Consider the following 17,381-nt stretch of genomic DNA (forward strand, 5'->3'; position numbering starts at 1 on the left):
CCGCCCGCGGGTGACCGCCGTGGTGATCAGTTGACGGCCGGTCCGGCGGTGGTGTTGAGCCAGGCCCAGTCGGACCAGGTGGAGAAGCCGGTCTGCCACTTGTGGTAGACGCCGGCGCTGCTGGCGCCGAAGACCTCGATCCGTCCGTCGGCGTCGGCGGTGGCGAAGATCTCGGTGCCGCCGCCGCCGAAGGTGTCCCACTGGCCGTAGGACGCGTTCACTCCGGTCTGCCAGATGTGCTGCGCGGTCGTGCCGTTGATGGCGAACGCCTCCACCCGGCCGTCCGGCGAACGCTCACTGCTGATCCGGGAGTCGGCCGGTCCGCCGGCTGCTTCCCAGTCGGACCAACCGGTGGGGCTGGTCTGGTACTTGTGGAAGATTCCGGCCGGGCCGGAGGCGAGGACTTCGAGGCGTCCGTCCTGGTTGTGGTCGACGGTGAGGGCGTGTCCGCCGCCGCCGAAGGTTTCCCAGTTGGACCAGCCGCCGTTGACGGCGGTCTGCCACTGGTGCTGGAAGGTGCCGCTGTTGAGGGCGAAGACTTCGAGTCGGCCGTCGGGGGCCTTGCCGAGGCGGACCTCGCTGTCGGCGGGTCCGCCGCCGGCGGTCTCCCAGTCGGACCAGCCGCTGTTGGGCGCGGTCTGGTACTTGTGGAAGATTCCGGCCGGGCCGGAGGCGAAGACCTCCAGTCGGCCGTCCTGGTTGGCGCCGACGGCGAGGTCGTGTCCGCCGCCGCCGAAGGTCTCCCAGTTCGACCAGGTGCCGGAGGGCTGGAGCTGGTAACGGTGCTGGAGGGTGCTGCCGTTGAGCGCGAAGACTTCGAGGCGGCCGTCCGCGTCCGGGCCGATGGCCAGTTGCGCGCCGCCGGGGCCGCCCAGGGACTCCCAGTCCGACCAGGCGCCGTTCACCGCCGTCTGCCAGGCGTGCGAGACGCCGTTGGCACCGGCCGCGAACACCTCCAGGCGGCCGTCCGCCGACCGCGTGGACACTACCCGCCCGGACTTCGCCGGATACACCAGCGGCGCCGGGCCGGGGTCGTGGTGGCCGAGCCGGTCCGCGGCGGCCTGCGCCGCGCTCAGGTAGCGCTGGTGCGCGCCCTGGTTGTAGGTCGACCAGGGCTGCCAGTTGGTGCCGCCGTTGGAGATGCGGTACGCCGCGTTGGCGTTGCACTGGGCGTCGAAGGCGCAGGCGTCGCTGACCTCGGGGTGCCAGTAGTCGTTGATCTCCCACAGGCCGCGGTCGCGGGACGGCGGGGTGTTGTTCTGGACGTTGGACGCCAGTGGGTCGCAGCTGGACTCGGCCATGCCGACGGCGATCGCGGTCACCAGGGCGTCGCCCCGGAAGCCAGCGTCGTAGCCGACCTCGGCGCACAGGTCGATGCCGGTGGCGGCCGGCGCGGGCGTGGCTCCGGCGGGGACGGTCGGCACGGTGACCGGCAGCAGCAGGGAAGCGGTGGCCAGGGCCAGGCGCGAGGCGCGGAGGGAGAGGGAGGGGAACACCGGGGTGCCCCTCACGCCTTGCGCAGGCGGTCGATGATGCCGTCGATGTCCTGCCGCGTCAGGTCGGGCCGGATGACGTGGCCGCCGGGCACCTTGCGGAAGTTCGCCTCGACCCTACGGGTGGGGTGGTGCGCGGTCAACGTGACCTCCTGGGAACGCGTGACGGCGGTCCGTCCGGACCGCCCGGTGTCGAGCGGTTGGGACGGTAGCCACGCGCCGCGCCGCGCAGAACCCGGAACCATACGGACTGACAGGAGCGGACCGGGCGTACTCGCGCCGCACCCACGAGCTGTGCGAGCCGACCGTGGAGTGGATCGGGCAGCCGGGCAAAGGCGGGGTCACGCCGGGTGAAAGCCAGGAGGAGCCTGGTGATGGACTGAATTGACGCTTCGTCAAGTCACCTGGCCGGAACCGACAGTTCACTGACGCGGTCTTGTCGGGGCACTCTCTACCTCTGATCTCGGCCGGTGCTCCGGATCAGGCCGTGAGCCCGCGGCTATAGTGCCTCCGCTGCCGGTGGTCGCCGGCAGCGGAGGCACTTTCGTAGCACGGGGGACGGCATGGAGTACCGGATCGAGCGGATCGGCCGGGAGGACTGGCAGCGGCTGCGCACCATCCGGCTGGCCCAACTCCTCGACACACCAATGGCGTTCGGTGAGCCCTACGAGTACGCCCGGATCCAGGGCGAGGGCAACTGGCGGGCCCGGACGGACTGGCTGAACGAGCCCGGCCGGATCGGCCTGGTCGCCGTGGACGAGACCGACCAGTGGGTCGCCACCATGCTCTCGACCCCCAGCATCAAGGTCGAGACCGTCGACCTGATCGGCGTCTGGGTCGACCCGGCGCACCGCGGCCGCGACCGCGGTGTCGCCGACACCCTGCTGGACGCCGTCATCGCCTGGGCCCGGGACGGCGGCGCCAAGTGGATGCTGCTCGGCGTGCACGAGGTCAACCACCGCGCCGCCGCCTTCTACCGGCGGCGCGGCTTCACGTACACCGGCGGCGAGACGCCGTACGTGCTGGACGAGGAGGCCCGGATCCTGGAGATGCGCCTCCCGCTCGAATAGGGCCCCTCAGCCGGTCACGTACTGCGCCAGGTGCTCGCCGGTCAGCGTCGAGCGGGCCGCGACCAGCTCGGCCGGGGTGCCCTCGAAGACCACCCGGCCGCCGTCGTGTCCGGCGCCCGGGCCGAGGTCGATGATCCAGTCCGCGTGCGCCATGACCGCCAGGTGGTGCTCGATCACGATCACCGACTTGCCGGAGTCCACCAGCCGGTCCAGCAGGCCGAGCAGCTGCTCGACGTCCGCCAGGTGCAGACCGGCGGTCGGCTCGTCCAGGACGTAGACCCCGCCCTTGTCGCCCATGTGGGTGGCCAGCTTCAGCCGCTGCCGCTCACCGCCGGACAGCGTGGTCAGCGGCTGGCCGAGGCTCAGGTAGCCGAGGCCGACGTCGGCGAGCCGCTCCAGGATCCGGTGCGCCGCCGGCAGCTTCGCCTCCCCGGCGCCGAAGAACTCCTCCGCCTCGGTCACCGACATCGCCAGCACCTCGCTGATGTCCCGGCCGCCCAGCCGGTACTCCAGCACCGAGTCCTGGTAGCGCCTGCCCTCGCAGTCCTCGCAGGTGCTGGCCACCCCGGCCATCATCGCCAGGTCGGTGTAGACCACGCCCGCGCCGTTGCAGGCCGGGCAGGCGCCCTCCGAGTTGGCGCTGAACAGGGCCGGCTTCACGTCGTTCGCCTTGGCGAAGGCCTTGCGGATCGGGTCGAGCAGCCCGGTGTAGGTCGCCGGGTTGCTGCGCCGGGAGCCCTTGATCGCGCCCTGGTCGACGTACACCACGCCCTCGTCGGAGGCCCCTGTCCGTCGACCCAGCGAGCCGTGGATCAGCGAGCTCTTGCCGGAGCCCGCGACCCCGGTGACCACGGTGAGCACCCCGAGCGGCACGTCCACGTCCACGTTCCGCAGGTTGTGGGTGTCCGCGCCGCGGATCGCCAGCTTGCCGGTGGGCGTGCGGACTGCCTCCCGCAGCGAGGCCCGGTCGGACAGGTGGCGGCCGGTCACGGTGCCGCTGTCGCGCAGCCCGGCCACGCTGCCCTCGAAGCAGACCGAGCCGCCCGCCGCACCGGCCCCGGGGCCGAGGTCCACCACGTGGTCGGCGATCACGATCGTCTGCGGCTTGTGCTCCACCACCAGCACCGTGTTGCCCTTGTCCCGCAGCCGCAGCAGCAGGTCGTTCATCCGGCTGATGTCGTGCGGGTGCAGGCCGGTGGTGGGCTCGTCGAAGACGTACGTGGTGTCGGTGAGCGAGGAGCCCAGGTGGCGGATCATCTTGACCCGCTGCGCCTCGCCGCCGGAGAGGGTGCCGGAGGGTCGGTCCAGCGAGAGGTAGCCGAGGCCGATCTCCACGAAGGAGTCCAGGACCTGCTGCAGCGCGGTGAGCAGCGGCGCCACCGAGGGCTCGTCCAGTGCGCGGACCCAGTCGGCGAGGTCGCTGATCTGCATCGCGCAGGCGTCGGCGATGCTGAGCTTCTGGATCTTCGAGGAGCGGGCGGCCGCGCTGAGCCGGGTGCCCTCGCACTCCGGGCAGGCGGTGAAGGTGACGGCGCGCTCCACGAAGGCCCGGATGTGCGGCTGGAGGGCGTCCTTGTCCTTGGACAGCATGGACTTCTGGAGCTTGGGGACCAGGCCCTCGTAGGTGAGGTTGACCCCGTTGACCTTGACCTTGGTCGGCTCCCGGTACAGGAAGTCCTGGAGCTCCTTCTTGGTGTACCTGCGGATCGGCTTGTCCGGGTCGAGGAAGCCCGAGTTGGCGTAGACGCCGACCGTCCACCAGCTGTCCGGCTTCCAGCCCGGGATGAGGATCGCGCCCTCGGTGAGCGACTTGGTGTCGTCGTACAGCTGGGTGAGGTCGATGTCGGAGACGCTGCCCCGGCCCTCGCAGCGCGGGCACATGCCGCCGGTGATGCTGAAGCTGCGCCGCTCCTTGACCGTCTTGCCGCCGCGCTCGACGGTCACCGCGCCGGCGCCGCTGATCGAGGGGACGTTGAAGGAGAAGGCCTTGGGGGAGCCGATGTGCGGGGTGCCGAGCCGGCTGAACAGGATGCGCAGCATCGCGTTGGCGTCGGTGGCGGTGCCGACGGTGGAGCGCGGGTCGGCGCCCATCCGCTGCTGGTCGACGATGATCGCGGTGGTCAGCCCCTCCAGGACGTCCACCTCGGGGCGGGCCAGGGTGGGCATGAAGCCCTGGACGAAGGCGCTGTAGGTCTCGTTGATCAGCCGCTGGGACTCGGCGGCGACGGTGTCGAAGACCAGCGAGCTCTTGCCGGAGCCGGACACCCCGGTGAACACCGTCAGCCGGCGCTTGGGGATGTCGACGCTGACGTCCTTGAGGTTGTTCTCGCGGGCGCCGTGCACCCTGATCAGGTCGTGGCTGTCGGCGACGTGCGGCTCGGCCATCGTTCTCTTCGCTCCCTGGCGGTCGGGCGGGCTCTCCGGGCGGACGCATCGGGGCCCGCTCCGGCCTGTGGCGGTCGGGGCGGGCCCGGGCGACTCAGCGCACTTCGTTGAAGCGGACCATGTTGCCCGCCGGGTCGCGGAAGGCGCAGTCGCGGATGCCGTACGGCTGCAGGGTCGGCTCCTGGACGAGCTCGGCGCCGCCGGACTTCAACCGGTCGAAGACCCCGTCCAGGTCGGCGGTGGCGAGCACCAGCCGGGCGTACGTTCCCTTGGCCATCATCTCGGTGATGGTACGCCGCTCGTCCTCGGTGATGCCCGGGTCCGCGAACGGCGGCTCCAGCACCAGCGAGACGCCGGGCTGGTCCGCGGGCCCGACGGTGATCCACCGCATCGGGCCGCCGCCGACGTCCTGGCGGACCTCGAAGCCGAGCAGGTCCCGGTAGAAGGCGAGGGAGGCCTCGGGGTCGGTGTGGGGGAGGAAGGTCCAGTGAATGGTGATGTCGTTCATGACCGCAACGCTAGGCGCGGCCCCCGGGCGGGCGCTTCTCGAATCCTGATCGGTCTCCGGCGGGGCGCCTCCCGCACCTCTGTGAGGGCGCTCGCCCGACCCCCCGATCGGGCGAGCGCCCGCTGCGGAGCGCCCGCTATCCGGTGCCCGGGCGAGCGCCGGGCCCGCCGCTCAGGCGCGGCAGCGCAGCAGTTCCAGCGGCGGGTGGGCGAGCGCGTCCGCCCAGAAGTCCTCGCCGAACTCGCGCAGGCCCTCCTCGGAGATCCGCAGCGGCACCCACTCCAGGTCACGGAACCCGGCCGCCCGCAGGGACTGCTCGTAGACCTCGCGGCGCGGACACGTGGCGACGATGCTGATCGGCTGGGGGTCGAGGAGCGCGGTGACCCGCACCCGAGGACCGGCCTCGGCCTCCTCACCGGTCGGCTCGCAGCGGAACCCGTACCGCTCCAGGGACGCGCAGTCGAACCGGTAGTCCGGCTTCTGGGCGAACACGAAGAACTCCCCGCCCGGCACCAGACTGCGGTGGATGTTGCGGCACATCCGCTCCAACGCCGCCACGTCCTCGGCGTAGTTGAGGCACTGGACCGCCAGCCCGACGTCGAACTGCCGCTCCAGCTGCCGCAGTTCGGCCACGTCGCCGACCTCGTAGCGCAGTCCCAGCGGGTCGCGTCGCTCCAAGGCCTCTGCCGCGGAGATCATTTCGGTGGAGATGTCGATCCCGAGCACCTCCGCGGCGCCGCGCCGCCGGAGTTCCCGGCTGTAGAAACCGGTGCCGCAGGCCAGGTCGAGGACGGTCTTGCCGCGCACGTCCCCGACCAGGGCCAGGACGCTCGGCACCTCCCCGTACCGCACCAACGGCAGGGCCTTGAAGCCCTCGAACGCCTCGCCGATCCGGTCGTACTGCTGCACGCTCATCGCGCCGTCCTCCCCTGTGGTCGGCCCTGTTCGGCCGTCTGTTGCGGCCACGGCCCGGGACGCGCCGTGGCCTCCGCCGGGAAGTCTTCCGCAGCCCGGCGGGGCCGGCGTACTGGCAGAAGCCACGAATCAGCGGCGGCGGGCGAGGTGCGCGGTGATGTCCGCGTCCAGTTCGACGCGCTCCGGCAGCACCGCCAGGATCCGGCGGAACACCTCGTTCCGGGCGTCCTCCGGCAGCACCAGGTAGGCCGAGACGGTCGACAGCAGGCCGACGTACTCCTCCGCACTCCTCGTCAGACTCCGCTCGATCACGGCCTGTCGGACGTCGGTGAAGAGCTCGCAGCGCTGCAGCTCGGTGCCCGGCCACCGCAGTTCCTGCCCCGGTGGCGTCCCGTCCGGGGCGAGGAGCTCGTCGCTCTCCAGGAACGGCGCGCGCCGCCCGGACGGCCTCCTCGACGGCCGGGTCGCCTTGCCCGTCCCTGCGTCGACCTCCAGGGCGCTCCGTACCGGCCGGCCCGCGTACTGCGCGACGAGGTCGAAGAGCTTCGCGGGATACCCGGGCCGGTACCGCTCGTAGGCGTCCGCCACCGTTCCGAAACTCAGCGCACGTTCAGGCATTCCGGACACCCGGCAGCGCCAGCCACTCCTCCCACGTGATGTCGCGCCCCAGGAAGCGCGGCCGCCGGAACGGCCAGTCGGCGGCGATCCACTGCGGCACCAGCGCGTCCAGCGCCCGCTCCACCTCGCCGCCGACCAGCTCGTCCACCACCCACCAGGAGATCTCCCCGTCGGCACCGGCCCGCTCCGGCGGGTCGATGTACACGCACCCGCGCACCGCCGTCTCGGCCCGGTCCAGCAGCACGTAGTTGAACGACTCGTGCGCGGCGATCTCCCGCTCGTGCCGCGCCAGATCGATCCGGTTCGCCTCCGCCGTCATCGACTCCGACGGCCACCCCCAGGCCGGCCCGAAGGTGCCGAACAGCCGCTCGCGCGAGCCCATCACAGCCGGATAGTCCATCGGCGCATCCGCCTCCCGGATCGGCCGCAGATGGTGCGCGCCGCCGGGCAGCGGAACGTGGACGGGGTGGACGAAGTCAGCGGGCAGCCAGGTCATGCCGGCGAGGCTATCCAGCGGCGAGCGGTCGGCGCACGGAATATCGTTCCCGACCCGGGAGTGACGCGGCGTTAAAACAAGCAGGCATGATTGCTTTTTTCCTTGGCCGGTGCCACGCTGCTGCCCGGCGACATGCGTGCGGGGTGTCGTCAACCCACCGGCAGGGGAGGCGCTTTGGCGCGCACGGGCTCGGTACTGCGGATCGGCAACGCCTCGGGGTTCTACGGGGACCGCTTCGCGGCGGTGCGGGAGATGCTCACCGGCGGGCCGCTGGACGTGCTCACCGGGGACTACCTCGCCGAGCTGACCATGCTGATCCTGGCGCGGGACCGGCTGAGGGATCCGTCGCTCGGATACGCCCGGACCTTCCTGCGGCAGATGGAGGAGTGCCTCGGCCTGGCCCAGGAGCGGGGCGTGTCGATCGTGGTGAACGCGGGTGGCCTCAACCCGGCCCGACTCGCCGACCAGTTGCGGGAGTTGGCGCACCACCTGGGCGTCCCGACCGCCGTCGCCCACGTCGAGGGCGACGACCTGCTGCCGCGCCGGGCCGAACTCGGGCTGCCCGATGGCGCCCTGGCCGCCAACGCCTACCTCGGGGGGTTCGGGATCGCCGCCTGCCTGAGTGGTGGCGCGGATGTGGTGGTCACCGGACGGGTGACCGACGCCGCGCTGGTCGCGGGGCCCGCGATCGCCCACTTCGGCTGGACCGCCGCCGACCTCGACGCCCTCGCCGGGGCGGTGGTGGCCGGGCACGTCCTGGAGTGCGGCGCGCAGGCCACCGGCGGCAACTACGCCTTCTTCCGCGAGCACGACGTGGACCACCCCGGCTTCCCGCTGGCCGAGCTGCACGCGGACGGCTCCAGCGTGATCACCAAGCACCCCGGCACCGGCGGCGCCGTCACCATCGGCACCGTCACCGCCCAACTCCTCTACGAGACCGGCGGATCGCACTACCTCGGCCCCGACGTCACCGCCCGGCTGGACACCGTCCGGCTCACCGAGGACAGCCCGGACCGGGTGCGGATCGACGGCGTGCGCGGCGAGGCCCCGCCGTCCACCCTGAAGGTCGGCTGCAACCGGCTGGGCGGCCACCGCAACGAGGTGGTGTTCGTCCTCACCGGCCTGGACATCGAGGCCAAGGCCGCCCTGGTACAACGCCAGTTCGCCGCCGCCCTGCCGCCCGAGGCCCGCCCGGCCGAGTTGCGCTGGACCCTCGCCCGCACCGACCACCCGGACGCCCCCGCCGAGGAGCCCGCCTCGGCTCTGCTCCGGCTGACCGCCCGCGACCGGGACCCGGCCAAGGTGGGCCGCGAACTGGGCAAGGCTGCCGTGGAGTTGGGCCTCGCCGGTTACCCAGGCTTCCACCTCACCGCCCCACCCGGCCCGGGCGCGCCGTACGGGGTGTTCACCGCCGCGTACGTGGACGCCCAGCTGGTCGAGCACACCGCCGTGCTGCCGGACGGCCGCCGGATCGCCGTCCCGCCCGCCCCGCTCACCGGCCAACCCGTCGATGTGGAGCAGGAGTTGCCCGAACCGCTGCCGCCGGGCCCGACCCGCCGCGCCCCGCTCGGCCTGCTGCTCGGCGCCCGCAGCGGCGACAAGGGCGGCGACGCCAACCTCGGCGTCTGGGCCCGCACCGAGGACGGCTGGCGCTGGCTCGCGCACACCCTCACCGTCGACAAGCTGCGCGAACTGCTCCCCGAGACCGCCGAGTTGCCCGTCACCCGGCATCTGCTGCCGAACCTCAGGGCGGTCAACTTCACCCTCACCGGCCTGCTCGGCGAGGGCGTCGCCGCCCAGCACCGCTTCGACCCCCAGGCCAAGGCCCTGGGGGAGTGGCTGCGCTCACGCCACGCCGACCTACCGGAGGTTCTGCTTTGACCGCCCTGCCCACCCGTGTCGACCCGGCCGGGCCCGAGTACGCCGAGCACCGGGCCGCGATGATCGCCAAACTGGCCGCGCTGGACGGCGAGCACGCCAAGGCGCTGGCCGGCGGCGGCCCCAAGTACGTTGAGCGCCACCGCAAGCGCGGCAAGCTGCTGGCCCGCGAGCGGATCGAGCTGCTGGTCGACCAGGACTCGCCGTTCCTGGAGCTGTCCCCGCTGGCGGCCTGGGGCAGCGACTACCCGGTGGGCGCGGCGCTGGTCACCGGCATCGGCGTGATCGAGGGCGTCGAATGCGTGATCACCGCCAACGACCCGACGGTGCGCGGCGGCGCCAGCAATCCGTGGACCCTGCGAAAGGCGCTGCGGGCCAACGAGATCGCGCTGGACAACCGCCTCCCGCTGGTCAACCTGGTCGAGTCCGGCGGCGCCGACCTGCCCAGCCAGAAGGAGATCTTCATCCCCGGCGGTGCACTGTTCCGCGACCTCACCCGGCTGTCCGCCGCCGGAATCCCCACCGTGGCCGTGGTGTTCGGCAACTCGACGGCCGGCGGCGCCTACGTGCCGGGGATGTCCGACCACACCGTGCTGGTCAAGGAGCGCGCCAAGGTCTTCCTCGGCGGCCCGCCGCTGGTCAAGATGGCCACCGGCGAGGAGGCCGACGACGAGTCGCTGGGCGGCGCCGAGATGCACGCCCGCACCTCCGGCCTGGCCGACCACTTCGCGGTGGACGAGGCGGACGCGCTGCGGATCGCCCGCCGGATCGTCGCCCGGCTCGACCACCGCAAGCCGGGCCCCGACCCGGACCGGTTCGCCGAGCCGCCGAAGTACGACGAGGAGGAACTGCTCGGCATCGTTCCCGGCGACCTCAAGGTGCCCTTCGACCCGCGCGAGGTGATCGCCCGGATCGTCGACGGCTCCGACTTCGACGAGTTCAAGCCGCTCTACGGCACCAGCCTGGCCACCGGCTGGGCCCGGTTGCACGGCTATCCGGTCGGCATCCTGGCCAACGCCCAGGGCGTGCTGTTCAGTGCGGAGTCCCAGAAGGCCGCCCAGTTCATCCAGTTGGCGAACCAGCGGAACACCCCGCTGCTGTTCCTGCACAACACCACCGGCTACATGGTCGGCAAGGACTACGAGCAGGGCGGCATCATCAAGCACGGCGCGATGATGATCAACGCCGTCGCCAACTCCACCGTCCCGCACCTGTCCGTGCTGATGGGCGCCTCCTACGGGGCCGGCCACTACGGCATGTGCGGCCGGGCGTACGAGCCGCGCTTCCTGTTCTCCTGGCCGAGCGCCAAGTCCGCCGTGATGGGCCCGCAGCAGCTCGCCGGGGTGCTGTCGATCGTCGCCCGCCAGTCGGCCGCGGCCAAGGGACAGCCGTACGACGAGGACGCCGACGCCGCGATCCGGGCGATGGTCGAGCAGCAGATCGAGGCGGAGTCGCTGCCGGTCTTCCTGTCCGGCCGGCTCTACGACGACGGCGTGATCGACCCGCGCGACACCCGTACGGTGCTCGGCCTGTGCCTGTCCGCGATCCACAACGCGCCGGTCGAGGGCGCGCGCGGCTACGGCGTCTTCCGTCTTTGAGAGGGCTACCGACCATGACTCCCAAGACTTCGATCGGCAACCTGCTGGTCGCCAACCGGGGCGAGATCGCCCGCCGGGTGTTCCGCACCTGCCGGGAGCTCGGCATCGCGACCACCGCGGTGCACTCCGACCCGGACGCCGGCGCCCCGCACGTGCGGGAGGCCGACGCCGCCGTCCGGCTGCCCGGCGCCGCGCCCGCCGACACCTACCTGCGCGGCGAGCTGATCGTGCGGGCCGCGCTGGCGGCCGGGGCCGACGCCGTCCACCCGGGGTACGGATTCCTCTCCGAGAGCGCCGAGTTCGCGCGGGCCGTGCTGGACGCGGGCCTGGTGTGGGTCGGCCCGCCGCCGGCCGCGATCGCCGCGATGGGCTCCAAGACCGCCGCCAAGCGGCTGATGGCCGGTGCCGGGGTGCCCGTCCTGGGCGCGCTCGACGAGCCGACCGAGGCCGACCTGCCGGTGCTGGTCAAGGCCTCGGCGGGCGGCGGCGGCCGCGGCATGCGGATCGTCCGGAACCTCGCGGACCTGCCTGCCGGGATCGAGGCCGCCCGGGCCGAGGCGGCCAAGGCCTTCGGCTCGGACGAGGTGTTCTGCGAGCGCTACCTGCCCACCGGCCGGCACGTCGAGGTCCAGCTGCTGGCCGACGCCCACGGCACGGTCTGGGCGGTCGGCGACCGCGACTGCTCGCTGCAGCGGCGGCACCAGAAGGTGATCGAGGAGGCCCCGGCCCCCGGCCTGCCGGCGGATCTGCGGGCCGAGTTGCACGCGGCGGCGGTGAACGCCGCCCGGGCGATCGGCTACGTCGGCGCCGGTACCGCCGAGTTCCTGCTCGGCGAGGACGGGCGGTTCTTCTTCCTGGAGATGAACACCCGCCTCCAGGTCGAGCACCCGGTCACCGAGGCGGTCACCGGCCTGGACCTGGTCGCGCTCCAACTCGCCGTCGCCGAAGGGGAGAAGCTGCCATCGACCACCCCGCCGCCGACCGCCGGCCACGCGATCGAGGTCCGGCTGTACGCCGAGGACCCGGCCAAGGACTGGCAGCCCGCCACCGGCACCCTGCACCGGCTGGAACTCCCCGTCGAGCACACGGAGTTCACTGACGGCGCGGTGCGGCTGGACTCCGGTGTCGAATCCGGCAGCGAGATCACCCCGCACTACGACGCGATGCTCGCCAAGGTGATCGTCCGGGCGCCGACCCGCGCCGCCGCCGCCCGCCGGCTGGCCGACGTGCTGGCCCGCGCCCGGATCCACGGGCCCGCCACCAACCGGGAGTTGCTGGTCCGCGCGCTGCGGCACCCGGCCTTCCTCGCCGCACGCCTGCACACCGGCTTCCTCGACGAGCACGCGGCCGAGCTCACCGCCCCCGACGGCAAGGGCGCCGGGCGCGCCGCCCTGGCCGCCGCCCTCGCCGACGCCGCGACCCGCCCGGCGGCCCTGCCGTCCGGCTGGCGCAACCTGCCCTCCCAGCCCCAGTCCAAGCGCTACCGGGCGGCGGACGGAGGGGAGTTGGAGGTCCGCTACCGCCGGACCAGGGCCGGTCTGGAGGCCGATGACCACCCGGACGTCGAACTCGTCGAGGCCGCGGCGGACTTGGTCGTGCTGCGCGAGGGCGCGGTCCAACGCCCGTACGCCGTCGCCCGCTACGGCGACCGGGTGTACGTCGACACCCCGACCGGCAGCACCGCGCTCACCGCGCTGTCGCGCTTCCCCGACCCCACCGCGCGGACGGAGCCGGGCGCACTGCTCGCCCCGATGCCCGGCACCGTCCTGCGCACGGCCGCCGACGTCGGCGACACCGTCACCGCCGGGCAGCCGCTGCTCGTGCTGGAGGCGATGAAGATGGAGCACCGCGTCACCGCCCCGGCCGACGGCATCCTGGTCGAACTCCGCGTCACCCCCGGCGAACAGGTCGAGCTCGGCACCCTGCTCGCCGTCGTCAAGTCCCCCGAAGCAGTCTGAGCAGGCCCTCCGAACGAAGCTGCGCAAGCCCCCCAAGAAGCCTGAGGAAGGACCCCCGCATGTCCGGCATCGGCAGTCAGCTCCTCGAAACCCCCGAACGCACCGCCCTGCGCAAGGCCGTCGGCGACCTCGGCCGCCGCTACGGCTCCGCCTACTACCTCGCCAAGGCGCGGGCCGGTGAGCCCGCCGACGAACTGTGGGCGGAGGCCGGCAAGGCCGGCTACCTGGGCGTCAACCTGCCCGCCGAGTACGGCGGCGGAGGCGGCGGCATCAGCGACCTCGCCATCGTCCTGGAGGAACTCGGCACCGCCGGCTGCCCGTTGCTGCTGCTGATCGTCTCCCCGGCGATCTGCGGCACGGTGATCGCCCGCTACGGCACCGAGGAGCAGAAGCAGCGCTGGCTGCCCGGACTGGCCGACGGCAGCCGCCGGATGGCCTTCGGCATCACCGAGCCGGACGCCGGCAGCAACTCGCACCGGATCTCCACCGTCGCCCGCCGGGACGGCGAGGACTGGCTGCTGACCGGCCGCAAGGTGTTCGTCTCCGGCATCGACCACTCGGACGCCGTGCTGTTCGTCGCCCGCACCGAGGACGCTCGCACCGGCAAGCTCAAGCCCTGCCTGTTCGTCGTCCCGCGCGAGACCCCCGGGTTCGAGTACCGGGCCATCCCGATGGAACTCGTCGCCCCCGAGAAGCAGTTCCAGGTCTTCCTGGACGACGTCCGGCTGCCCGCGGACGCCCTGGTCGGCGACGAGAACGCCGGCCTGCTCCAGCTGTTCGCCGGCCTCAACCCGGAGCGCATCCTCACCGCCGCGTTCTCGCTCGGCCTGGCCCGCCAGGCGCTCGGCAAGGCGGTGGAGTACGCGAAGACCCGCACCGTCTGGTCCACGCCGATCGGCGCCCACCAGGGCCTGGCGCACCCGCTGGCCCAGTGCGCGGTGGAGATAGAGCTGGCCCGGCTGATGACCCAGAAGGCCGGGCTGCTCTACGACGCGGGCGAGGACGTCGCCGCGGGGGAGGCCGCCAACATGGCCAAGTACGCCGCCGGCGAGGCCGCCGCCCGGACGGTCGACCAGGCGGTGCAGACCCTCGGCGGCAACGGCCTCACCCAGGAGTACGGCCTCGGCGCCCTGCTGGCCGCCACCCGGGTCGGCAGGGTCGCCCCGGTCAGCCGGGAGATGGTGCTCAACTACGTCGCCCAGCACACCCTCGGTCTGCCGAAGTCGTACTGATCCGGCGAACTGGTCTAGCGGCCCCCTCTAGCGGACCCCCGACAGGTGGGCGAACACCACGGTGTTGGACTCGTAGCCGGTCTTCCGGTCGAATTTCCCGCCGCAGGTGATCATCCGCAGCTCGGCCCGCTCGGTGGCGCCGTACACCAGGGCGTCCGGGAAGTCCCGCTTCGGGAAGACCCGGACCGAGTCCACGGTGAACACCGCCGTGCGCCGGTCCTTGCGGGTCACCTCGACGGTGTCGCCCGGGCGCAGCAGTCCGAGCCGGTAGAACACGGCTGGTCCGGTGTGGTTGTCGGCGTGGCCGACGACCAGGGCGTTCCCGGCCGCGCCGGGCGAGGTGCCGTCCCGGTACCAGCCGGCCAGGTTGCGCTGGTCCATCGGCGGGGTGTTCAGCTGCCGGGCGGCGGTCAGCCCCAGGCCGGCCACCGGGGCGTCGACCTTGATCGAGGGGATCCGGATCCGGGTCGGCACCGAGGCCGACAGCGGTGGGAAGGCGGGTTTCGGGGTCGGGGCCGGTTTCGCGGTCGGTGACGGCCCGGCGGTCTGCGAGTCGGCGGGGGCGGGCGGCAGCGGCGGCCCGTTCCGGCCGGTGGTGCCGTCGTGGACCAGCCAGGCGCCGCTCGCCGCCAACGCGAGCGCGGCGACCCCGGCCCGCCAGGGGCCGGGGCCACCGCGCGGCGCGCGGGTGGGGCGGTCAGGACTCGGCATTGCGCCCGGGGCGGCGGCGCATCGCGCGGAGGCCCAGGCCGCCCGCGCCGATGACCAGTGCGACGCCGCCGAGCACCTCGGCGGCGTCGGCGCCGGAGGTGCCGCCGCCACCGGTGCCGACCCCGCCGTGCGGTCCGCCGCTGGGCGAGGGGTTCGGCGAGTGGCCGGGGGACACCGAGGGCGAGTGCGAGGGAGACGGGGAGGAGGTGGCGCAGGAGACCTCGAAGACCTTCTGCTTCGCCGTGCCGCTCTCACCCGCGAACGTCCATTCGAGCTTGTAGTGCCCGTTCGGAAGGGTGAACACGCTGGTCGCGCCGGTGCCGTTGGTGAGGGTGATGGATCCGGCCAGCACCAGTGCGGTGCCGGTCGGCGGGTTCTGCTCGATCGTCCAGTTGACCCGCTGGACGGTGTCGAAGTTGAAGGCGTCCAGGTAGAACTTGCAGACCTTGGTCTGGTTGCTCTGGTCGGTCACCGGAGTGGTGCTCTCGTGCACCTTGACGTCGCCGTTGTCGCCCGGTGCGGCCAGCGCGACCGGCGCGGCACCGAGGGCGAGCGCGGCCGCGGCGGTGGCGGTGGCGAGCAGGCGGCGGGCGGACGGCAGGGTGGCGGGGGTGGGTCTCACGGGGGGTTGCGCCAGGGTCCGGGGCCGCACCCGGGGGCGGGCGGCCGTGGTGCAACACCGTCCGGGTGGGCGCCCCTCGGAGCAACTGCGCCACGCGTGCTCCGGCTCCGGTTCCCCACAATGGCCCAGCCACCCCCCTGACGGTCCGTATGCTCCTGAACGCGCCCCGAAACCAACTAGTTGTCGCGTCAACTTCCTTGCTGGAGGCATGCCTTGGTGTTCCGAAGCGAGTTCCCGGACGTCCCCGACGTCGACCTGCCGATCCATGAAGCGGTGCTCTCGTCGGCCGCCCGGTACGGAGACCGGACGGCCCTGATCGACGGCCTCACCGGGGAGCGGGTCAGCTACGCCCGGCTCGCCGCCTCGGTCGAGCGGGTCGCCGCCGGGCTGGCCGAGGCAGGGGTGCGCAAGGGCGACGTGGTGGCGCTGTTCAGCCCCAACTCGATCGCCTACCCGACGGCCTACTACGGCGCCACCCGGGCCGGCGCCACCGTGACCACGGTGTCCTCGCTGAGCACCCCCGGCGAACTGGCCGGCCAGCTGGGCGACAGCGACGCGCGCTGGCTGATCACCGTCTCGCCGTTCCTGCCGGCCGCCCGGGCGGCCGCCGACCTGCTCGCCGCCGCCGGCCGCCCGCTGACCGGGACGGTCGTCCTGGACGGCGCCGAGGGCCACCCCTCGCTCGCCGACCTGCTGGCCGCCACCGGCCCCGCCCCCGAGCCGGCCATCGACCCGGGCCAGGACATCGCCGTCCTGCCGTACTCCAGCGGCACCACCGGCCTGCCCAAGGGCGTGATGCTCACCCACCGCTCGATCGCCACCAACCTCGCCCAGACCGACGCCCTCTACCGCCCCGCCGTGGGCGAGCGGGTGCTCGCCGTGCTGCCCTTCTTCCACATCTACGGCCTGACCGCGCTGCTCAACCAGCCGCTGCGGTGCGGCGCCACCGTGGTCGTGCTGCCCCGCTTCGACCTGGAGCAGTTCTGCCGCGCGATCGAGCAGCACCGGGTGCAGGGCCTGGTGGTCGCCCCGCCGATCGTCCTCGCGCTGGCCAAGCACCCGCTCGTGGACCGCTTCGACCTCTCCTCCGTCGAGTACCTGCTGTGCGCGGCCGCCCCGCTGGACCAGGAACTCGCCGAGGCCTGCGCCCGCCGACTGGGCCTGCCGCACCTGCTCCAGGGCTACGGGATGACCGAGCTGTCGCCCGTGACCCACGTGGTCTCCCCGACCGAGCCGGACCCCTCGCCCGGCTCGGTCGGCCGGATCGTCCCCTCCACCGAACTGCGGGTCACCGCCCTGGACGGCTCCGACGACGACCTCGGCCCGGGGGAGCAGGGCGAGCTGCTGATCCGCGGCCCCCAGGTGATGAAGGGCTACTTCGGCCGGCCCTCCGACACCGCCGCCATGGTCGACGCCGAGGGCTGGCTGCACACCGGCGACATCGGCTACGTGGACGAGCGCGGCTACCTGTTCGTCGTCGACCGGGTCAAGGAGCTGATCAAGTACAAGGGCTACCAGGTCGCCCCCGCCGAACTGGAGGCCGTGCTGCTCGGCCACCCCCAGATCGCCGACGCCGCCGTGATCGGCGTCCCCGACGCCGACGGCATGGAGTGCCCCAAGGCCTTCGTGGTCCGCGCCCCGGGCAGCGGCCTGACCGCGGAGGAGGTCACCGGCTACGTAGCCGGGCAGGTCGCCCCGTACAAGAGGGTGCGCGCGGTGGAGTTCGTGGACGCCGTCCCCAAGTCCGCGGCCGGCAAGATCCTGCGCCGCGAACTGCGCGCCCGCGAGGCCGCCCGGGCCGGAGCCGCCGCCTGAAGGCCGGGGCCCCCGGCGGACGAAGACCGCGGCCGGTCTGTGAGGATCTACCCGCCGCGACCCCACCCGAACAGACCCCATC

At 72.9% G+C, this 17,381-nt stretch carries 15 protein-coding genes; 6 read left to right on the forward strand and 9 right to left on the reverse strand.

From position 1 onward, the window contains the following. Positions 1 to 26 precede the first annotated feature (26 nt). Entirely contained in the window at positions 27 to 1,496 is a 1,470-nt protein-coding gene (locus tag ACIG5E_RS20025) for a hypothetical protein (protein WP_396535030.1), read from the reverse strand. Between the two features lie 11 nt (positions 1,497 to 1,507). Next, a complete protein-coding gene (locus ACIG5E_RS20030; RefSeq protein ID WP_396535032.1) occupies positions 1,508 to 1,636 on the reverse strand; it encodes a hypothetical protein in 129 nt (42 codons plus the stop codon). Between the two features lie 420 nt (positions 1,637 to 2,056). Between ACIG5E_RS20030 and ACIG5E_RS20035 the strand changes: the two genes are divergently transcribed. Continuing rightward, on the forward strand, positions 2,057 to 2,563 hold the full coding sequence (locus ACIG5E_RS20035) for a GNAT family N-acetyltransferase (protein ID WP_396535034.1): 507 nt from the start codon (positions 2,057 to 2,059) through the stop codon (positions 2,561 to 2,563). 6 nt (positions 2,564 to 2,569) lie between these two features. Here ACIG5E_RS20035 and ACIG5E_RS20040 read toward each other — a convergent pair whose 3' ends face one another. From ACIG5E_RS20040 to ACIG5E_RS20060, 5 genes are all read right to left on the reverse strand, one after another. Continuing rightward, on the reverse strand, positions 2,570 to 4,948 hold the full coding sequence (locus tag ACIG5E_RS20040; RefSeq protein WP_396535036.1) for an ATP-binding cassette domain-containing protein: 2,379 nt from the start codon (positions 4,946 to 4,948) through the stop codon (positions 2,570 to 2,572). A gap of 94 nt (positions 4,949 to 5,042) precedes the next feature. Beyond that, complete coding sequence (locus ACIG5E_RS20045) at positions 5,043 to 5,456, reverse strand: VOC family protein (protein WP_030278851.1); 414 nt, start codon at positions 5,454 to 5,456, stop codon at positions 5,043 to 5,045. A gap of 171 nt (positions 5,457 to 5,627) precedes the next feature. Next, a complete protein-coding gene (locus ACIG5E_RS20050) occupies positions 5,628 to 6,371 on the reverse strand; it encodes a class I SAM-dependent methyltransferase (RefSeq protein ID WP_396535038.1) in 744 nt (247 codons plus the stop codon). 129 nt (positions 6,372 to 6,500) lie between these two features. After that, on the reverse strand, positions 6,501 to 6,989 hold the full coding sequence (locus tag ACIG5E_RS20055) for a hypothetical protein (RefSeq protein WP_396535040.1): 489 nt from the start codon (positions 6,987 to 6,989) through the stop codon (positions 6,501 to 6,503). After that, entirely contained in the window at positions 6,982 to 7,485 is a 504-nt protein-coding gene (locus ACIG5E_RS20060; protein WP_396535042.1) for an N-acetyltransferase, read from the reverse strand. Before ACIG5E_RS20060 ends, ACIG5E_RS20055 begins: the two co-directional genes overlap by 8 nt. 132 nt (positions 7,486 to 7,617) lie before the next feature. Here ACIG5E_RS20060 and ACIG5E_RS20065 point away from each other — a divergent pair, with 132 nt between their 5' ends. Genes ACIG5E_RS20065 through ACIG5E_RS20080 form a run of 4 tightly spaced genes read left to right on the forward strand, consistent with a single transcriptional unit; the run spans position 7,618 to position 14,151 of the window. After that, positions 7,618 to 9,366: an acyclic terpene utilization AtuA family protein gene (locus ACIG5E_RS20065; RefSeq protein ID WP_396535285.1), complete on the forward strand. Its 1,749-nt coding sequence runs from the start codon at positions 7,618 to 7,620 to the stop codon at positions 9,364 to 9,366. Then, on the forward strand, positions 9,363 to 10,961 hold the full coding sequence (locus tag ACIG5E_RS20070; protein WP_396535044.1) for an acyl-CoA carboxylase subunit beta: 1,599 nt from the start codon (positions 9,363 to 9,365) through the stop codon (positions 10,959 to 10,961). The genes ACIG5E_RS20065 and ACIG5E_RS20070 overlap by 4 nt, the downstream gene beginning before the upstream one ends. 14 nt (positions 10,962 to 10,975) lie before the next feature. After that, positions 10,976 to 12,919: an acetyl/propionyl/methylcrotonyl-CoA carboxylase subunit alpha gene (locus ACIG5E_RS20075; RefSeq protein WP_396535046.1), complete on the forward strand. Its 1,944-nt coding sequence runs from the start codon at positions 10,976 to 10,978 to the stop codon at positions 12,917 to 12,919. 59 nt (positions 12,920 to 12,978) lie between these two features. After that, entirely contained in the window at positions 12,979 to 14,151 is a 1,173-nt protein-coding gene (locus ACIG5E_RS20080; RefSeq protein ID WP_396535048.1) for an acyl-CoA dehydrogenase family protein, read from the forward strand. A 27-nt stretch (positions 14,152 to 14,178) separates the two neighbouring features. Here the strand turns inward: ACIG5E_RS20080 and ACIG5E_RS20085 are convergent, their stop codons facing one another. Together ACIG5E_RS20085 and ACIG5E_RS20090 are read right to left on the reverse strand one after the other, a co-directional pair. Beyond that, a complete protein-coding gene (locus ACIG5E_RS20085; protein ID WP_396535050.1) occupies positions 14,179 to 14,862 on the reverse strand; it encodes a class F sortase in 684 nt (227 codons plus the stop codon). Next, a complete protein-coding gene (locus ACIG5E_RS20090; RefSeq protein ID WP_396535052.1) occupies positions 14,849 to 15,484 on the reverse strand; it encodes a hypothetical protein in 636 nt (211 codons plus the stop codon). Before ACIG5E_RS20090 ends, ACIG5E_RS20085 begins: the two co-directional genes overlap by 14 nt. A 213-nt stretch (positions 15,485 to 15,697) precedes the next feature. Between ACIG5E_RS20090 and ACIG5E_RS20095 the strand changes: the two genes are divergently transcribed. Continuing rightward, positions 15,698 to 17,299, forward strand: coding sequence for a 4-coumarate--CoA ligase family protein (locus tag ACIG5E_RS20095; protein WP_396535054.1), 1,602 nt, complete (start codon positions 15,698 to 15,700; stop codon positions 17,297 to 17,299). The last annotated feature ends 82 nt before the right edge of the window (positions 17,300 to 17,381 follow it).

Origin of the sequence: Kitasatospora sp. NPDC053057 (assembly GCF_044546945.1) — a bacterium.
GTDB lineage: Bacteria > Actinomycetota > Actinomycetes > Streptomycetales > Streptomycetaceae > Kitasatospora.

What these genes read in the sequence shown, in the direction of transcription:
- ACIG5E_RS20035 (WP_396535034.1), top strand. Translation starts at nt 2,057, where the DNA reads ATGGAGTACCGGATCGAGCGGATCGGCCGGGAGGACTGGCAGCGGCTG.
- ACIG5E_RS20040 (WP_396535036.1), bottom strand. Translation starts at nt 4,948, where the DNA reads ATGGCCGAGCCGCACGTCGCCGACAGCCACGACCTGATCAGGGTGCAC.
- ACIG5E_RS20045 (WP_030278851.1), bottom strand. Translation starts at nt 5,456, where the DNA reads ATGAACGACATCACCATTCACTGGACCTTCCTCCCCCACACCGACCCC.
- ACIG5E_RS20050 (WP_396535038.1), bottom strand. Translation starts at nt 6,371, where the DNA reads ATGAGCGTGCAGCAGTACGACCGGATCGGCGAGGCGTTCGAGGGCTTC.
- ACIG5E_RS20055 (WP_396535040.1), bottom strand. Translation starts at nt 6,989, where the DNA reads ATGCCTGAACGTGCGCTGAGTTTCGGAACGGTGGCGGACGCCTACGAG.
- ACIG5E_RS20060 (WP_396535042.1), bottom strand. Translation starts at nt 7,485, where the DNA reads ATGACCTGGCTGCCCGCTGACTTCGTCCACCCCGTCCACGTTCCGCTG.
- ACIG5E_RS20065 (WP_396535285.1), top strand. Translation starts at nt 7,618, where the DNA reads ATGCGTGCGGGGTGTCGTCAACCCACCGGCAGGGGAGGCGCTTTGGCG.
- ACIG5E_RS20075 (WP_396535046.1), top strand. Translation starts at nt 10,976, where the DNA reads ATGACTCCCAAGACTTCGATCGGCAACCTGCTGGTCGCCAACCGGGGC.
- ACIG5E_RS20080 (WP_396535048.1), top strand. Translation starts at nt 12,979, where the DNA reads ATGTCCGGCATCGGCAGTCAGCTCCTCGAAACCCCCGAACGCACCGCC.
- ACIG5E_RS20085 (WP_396535050.1), bottom strand. Translation starts at nt 14,862, where the DNA reads ATGCCGAGTCCTGACCGCCCCACCCGCGCGCCGCGCGGTGGCCCCGGC.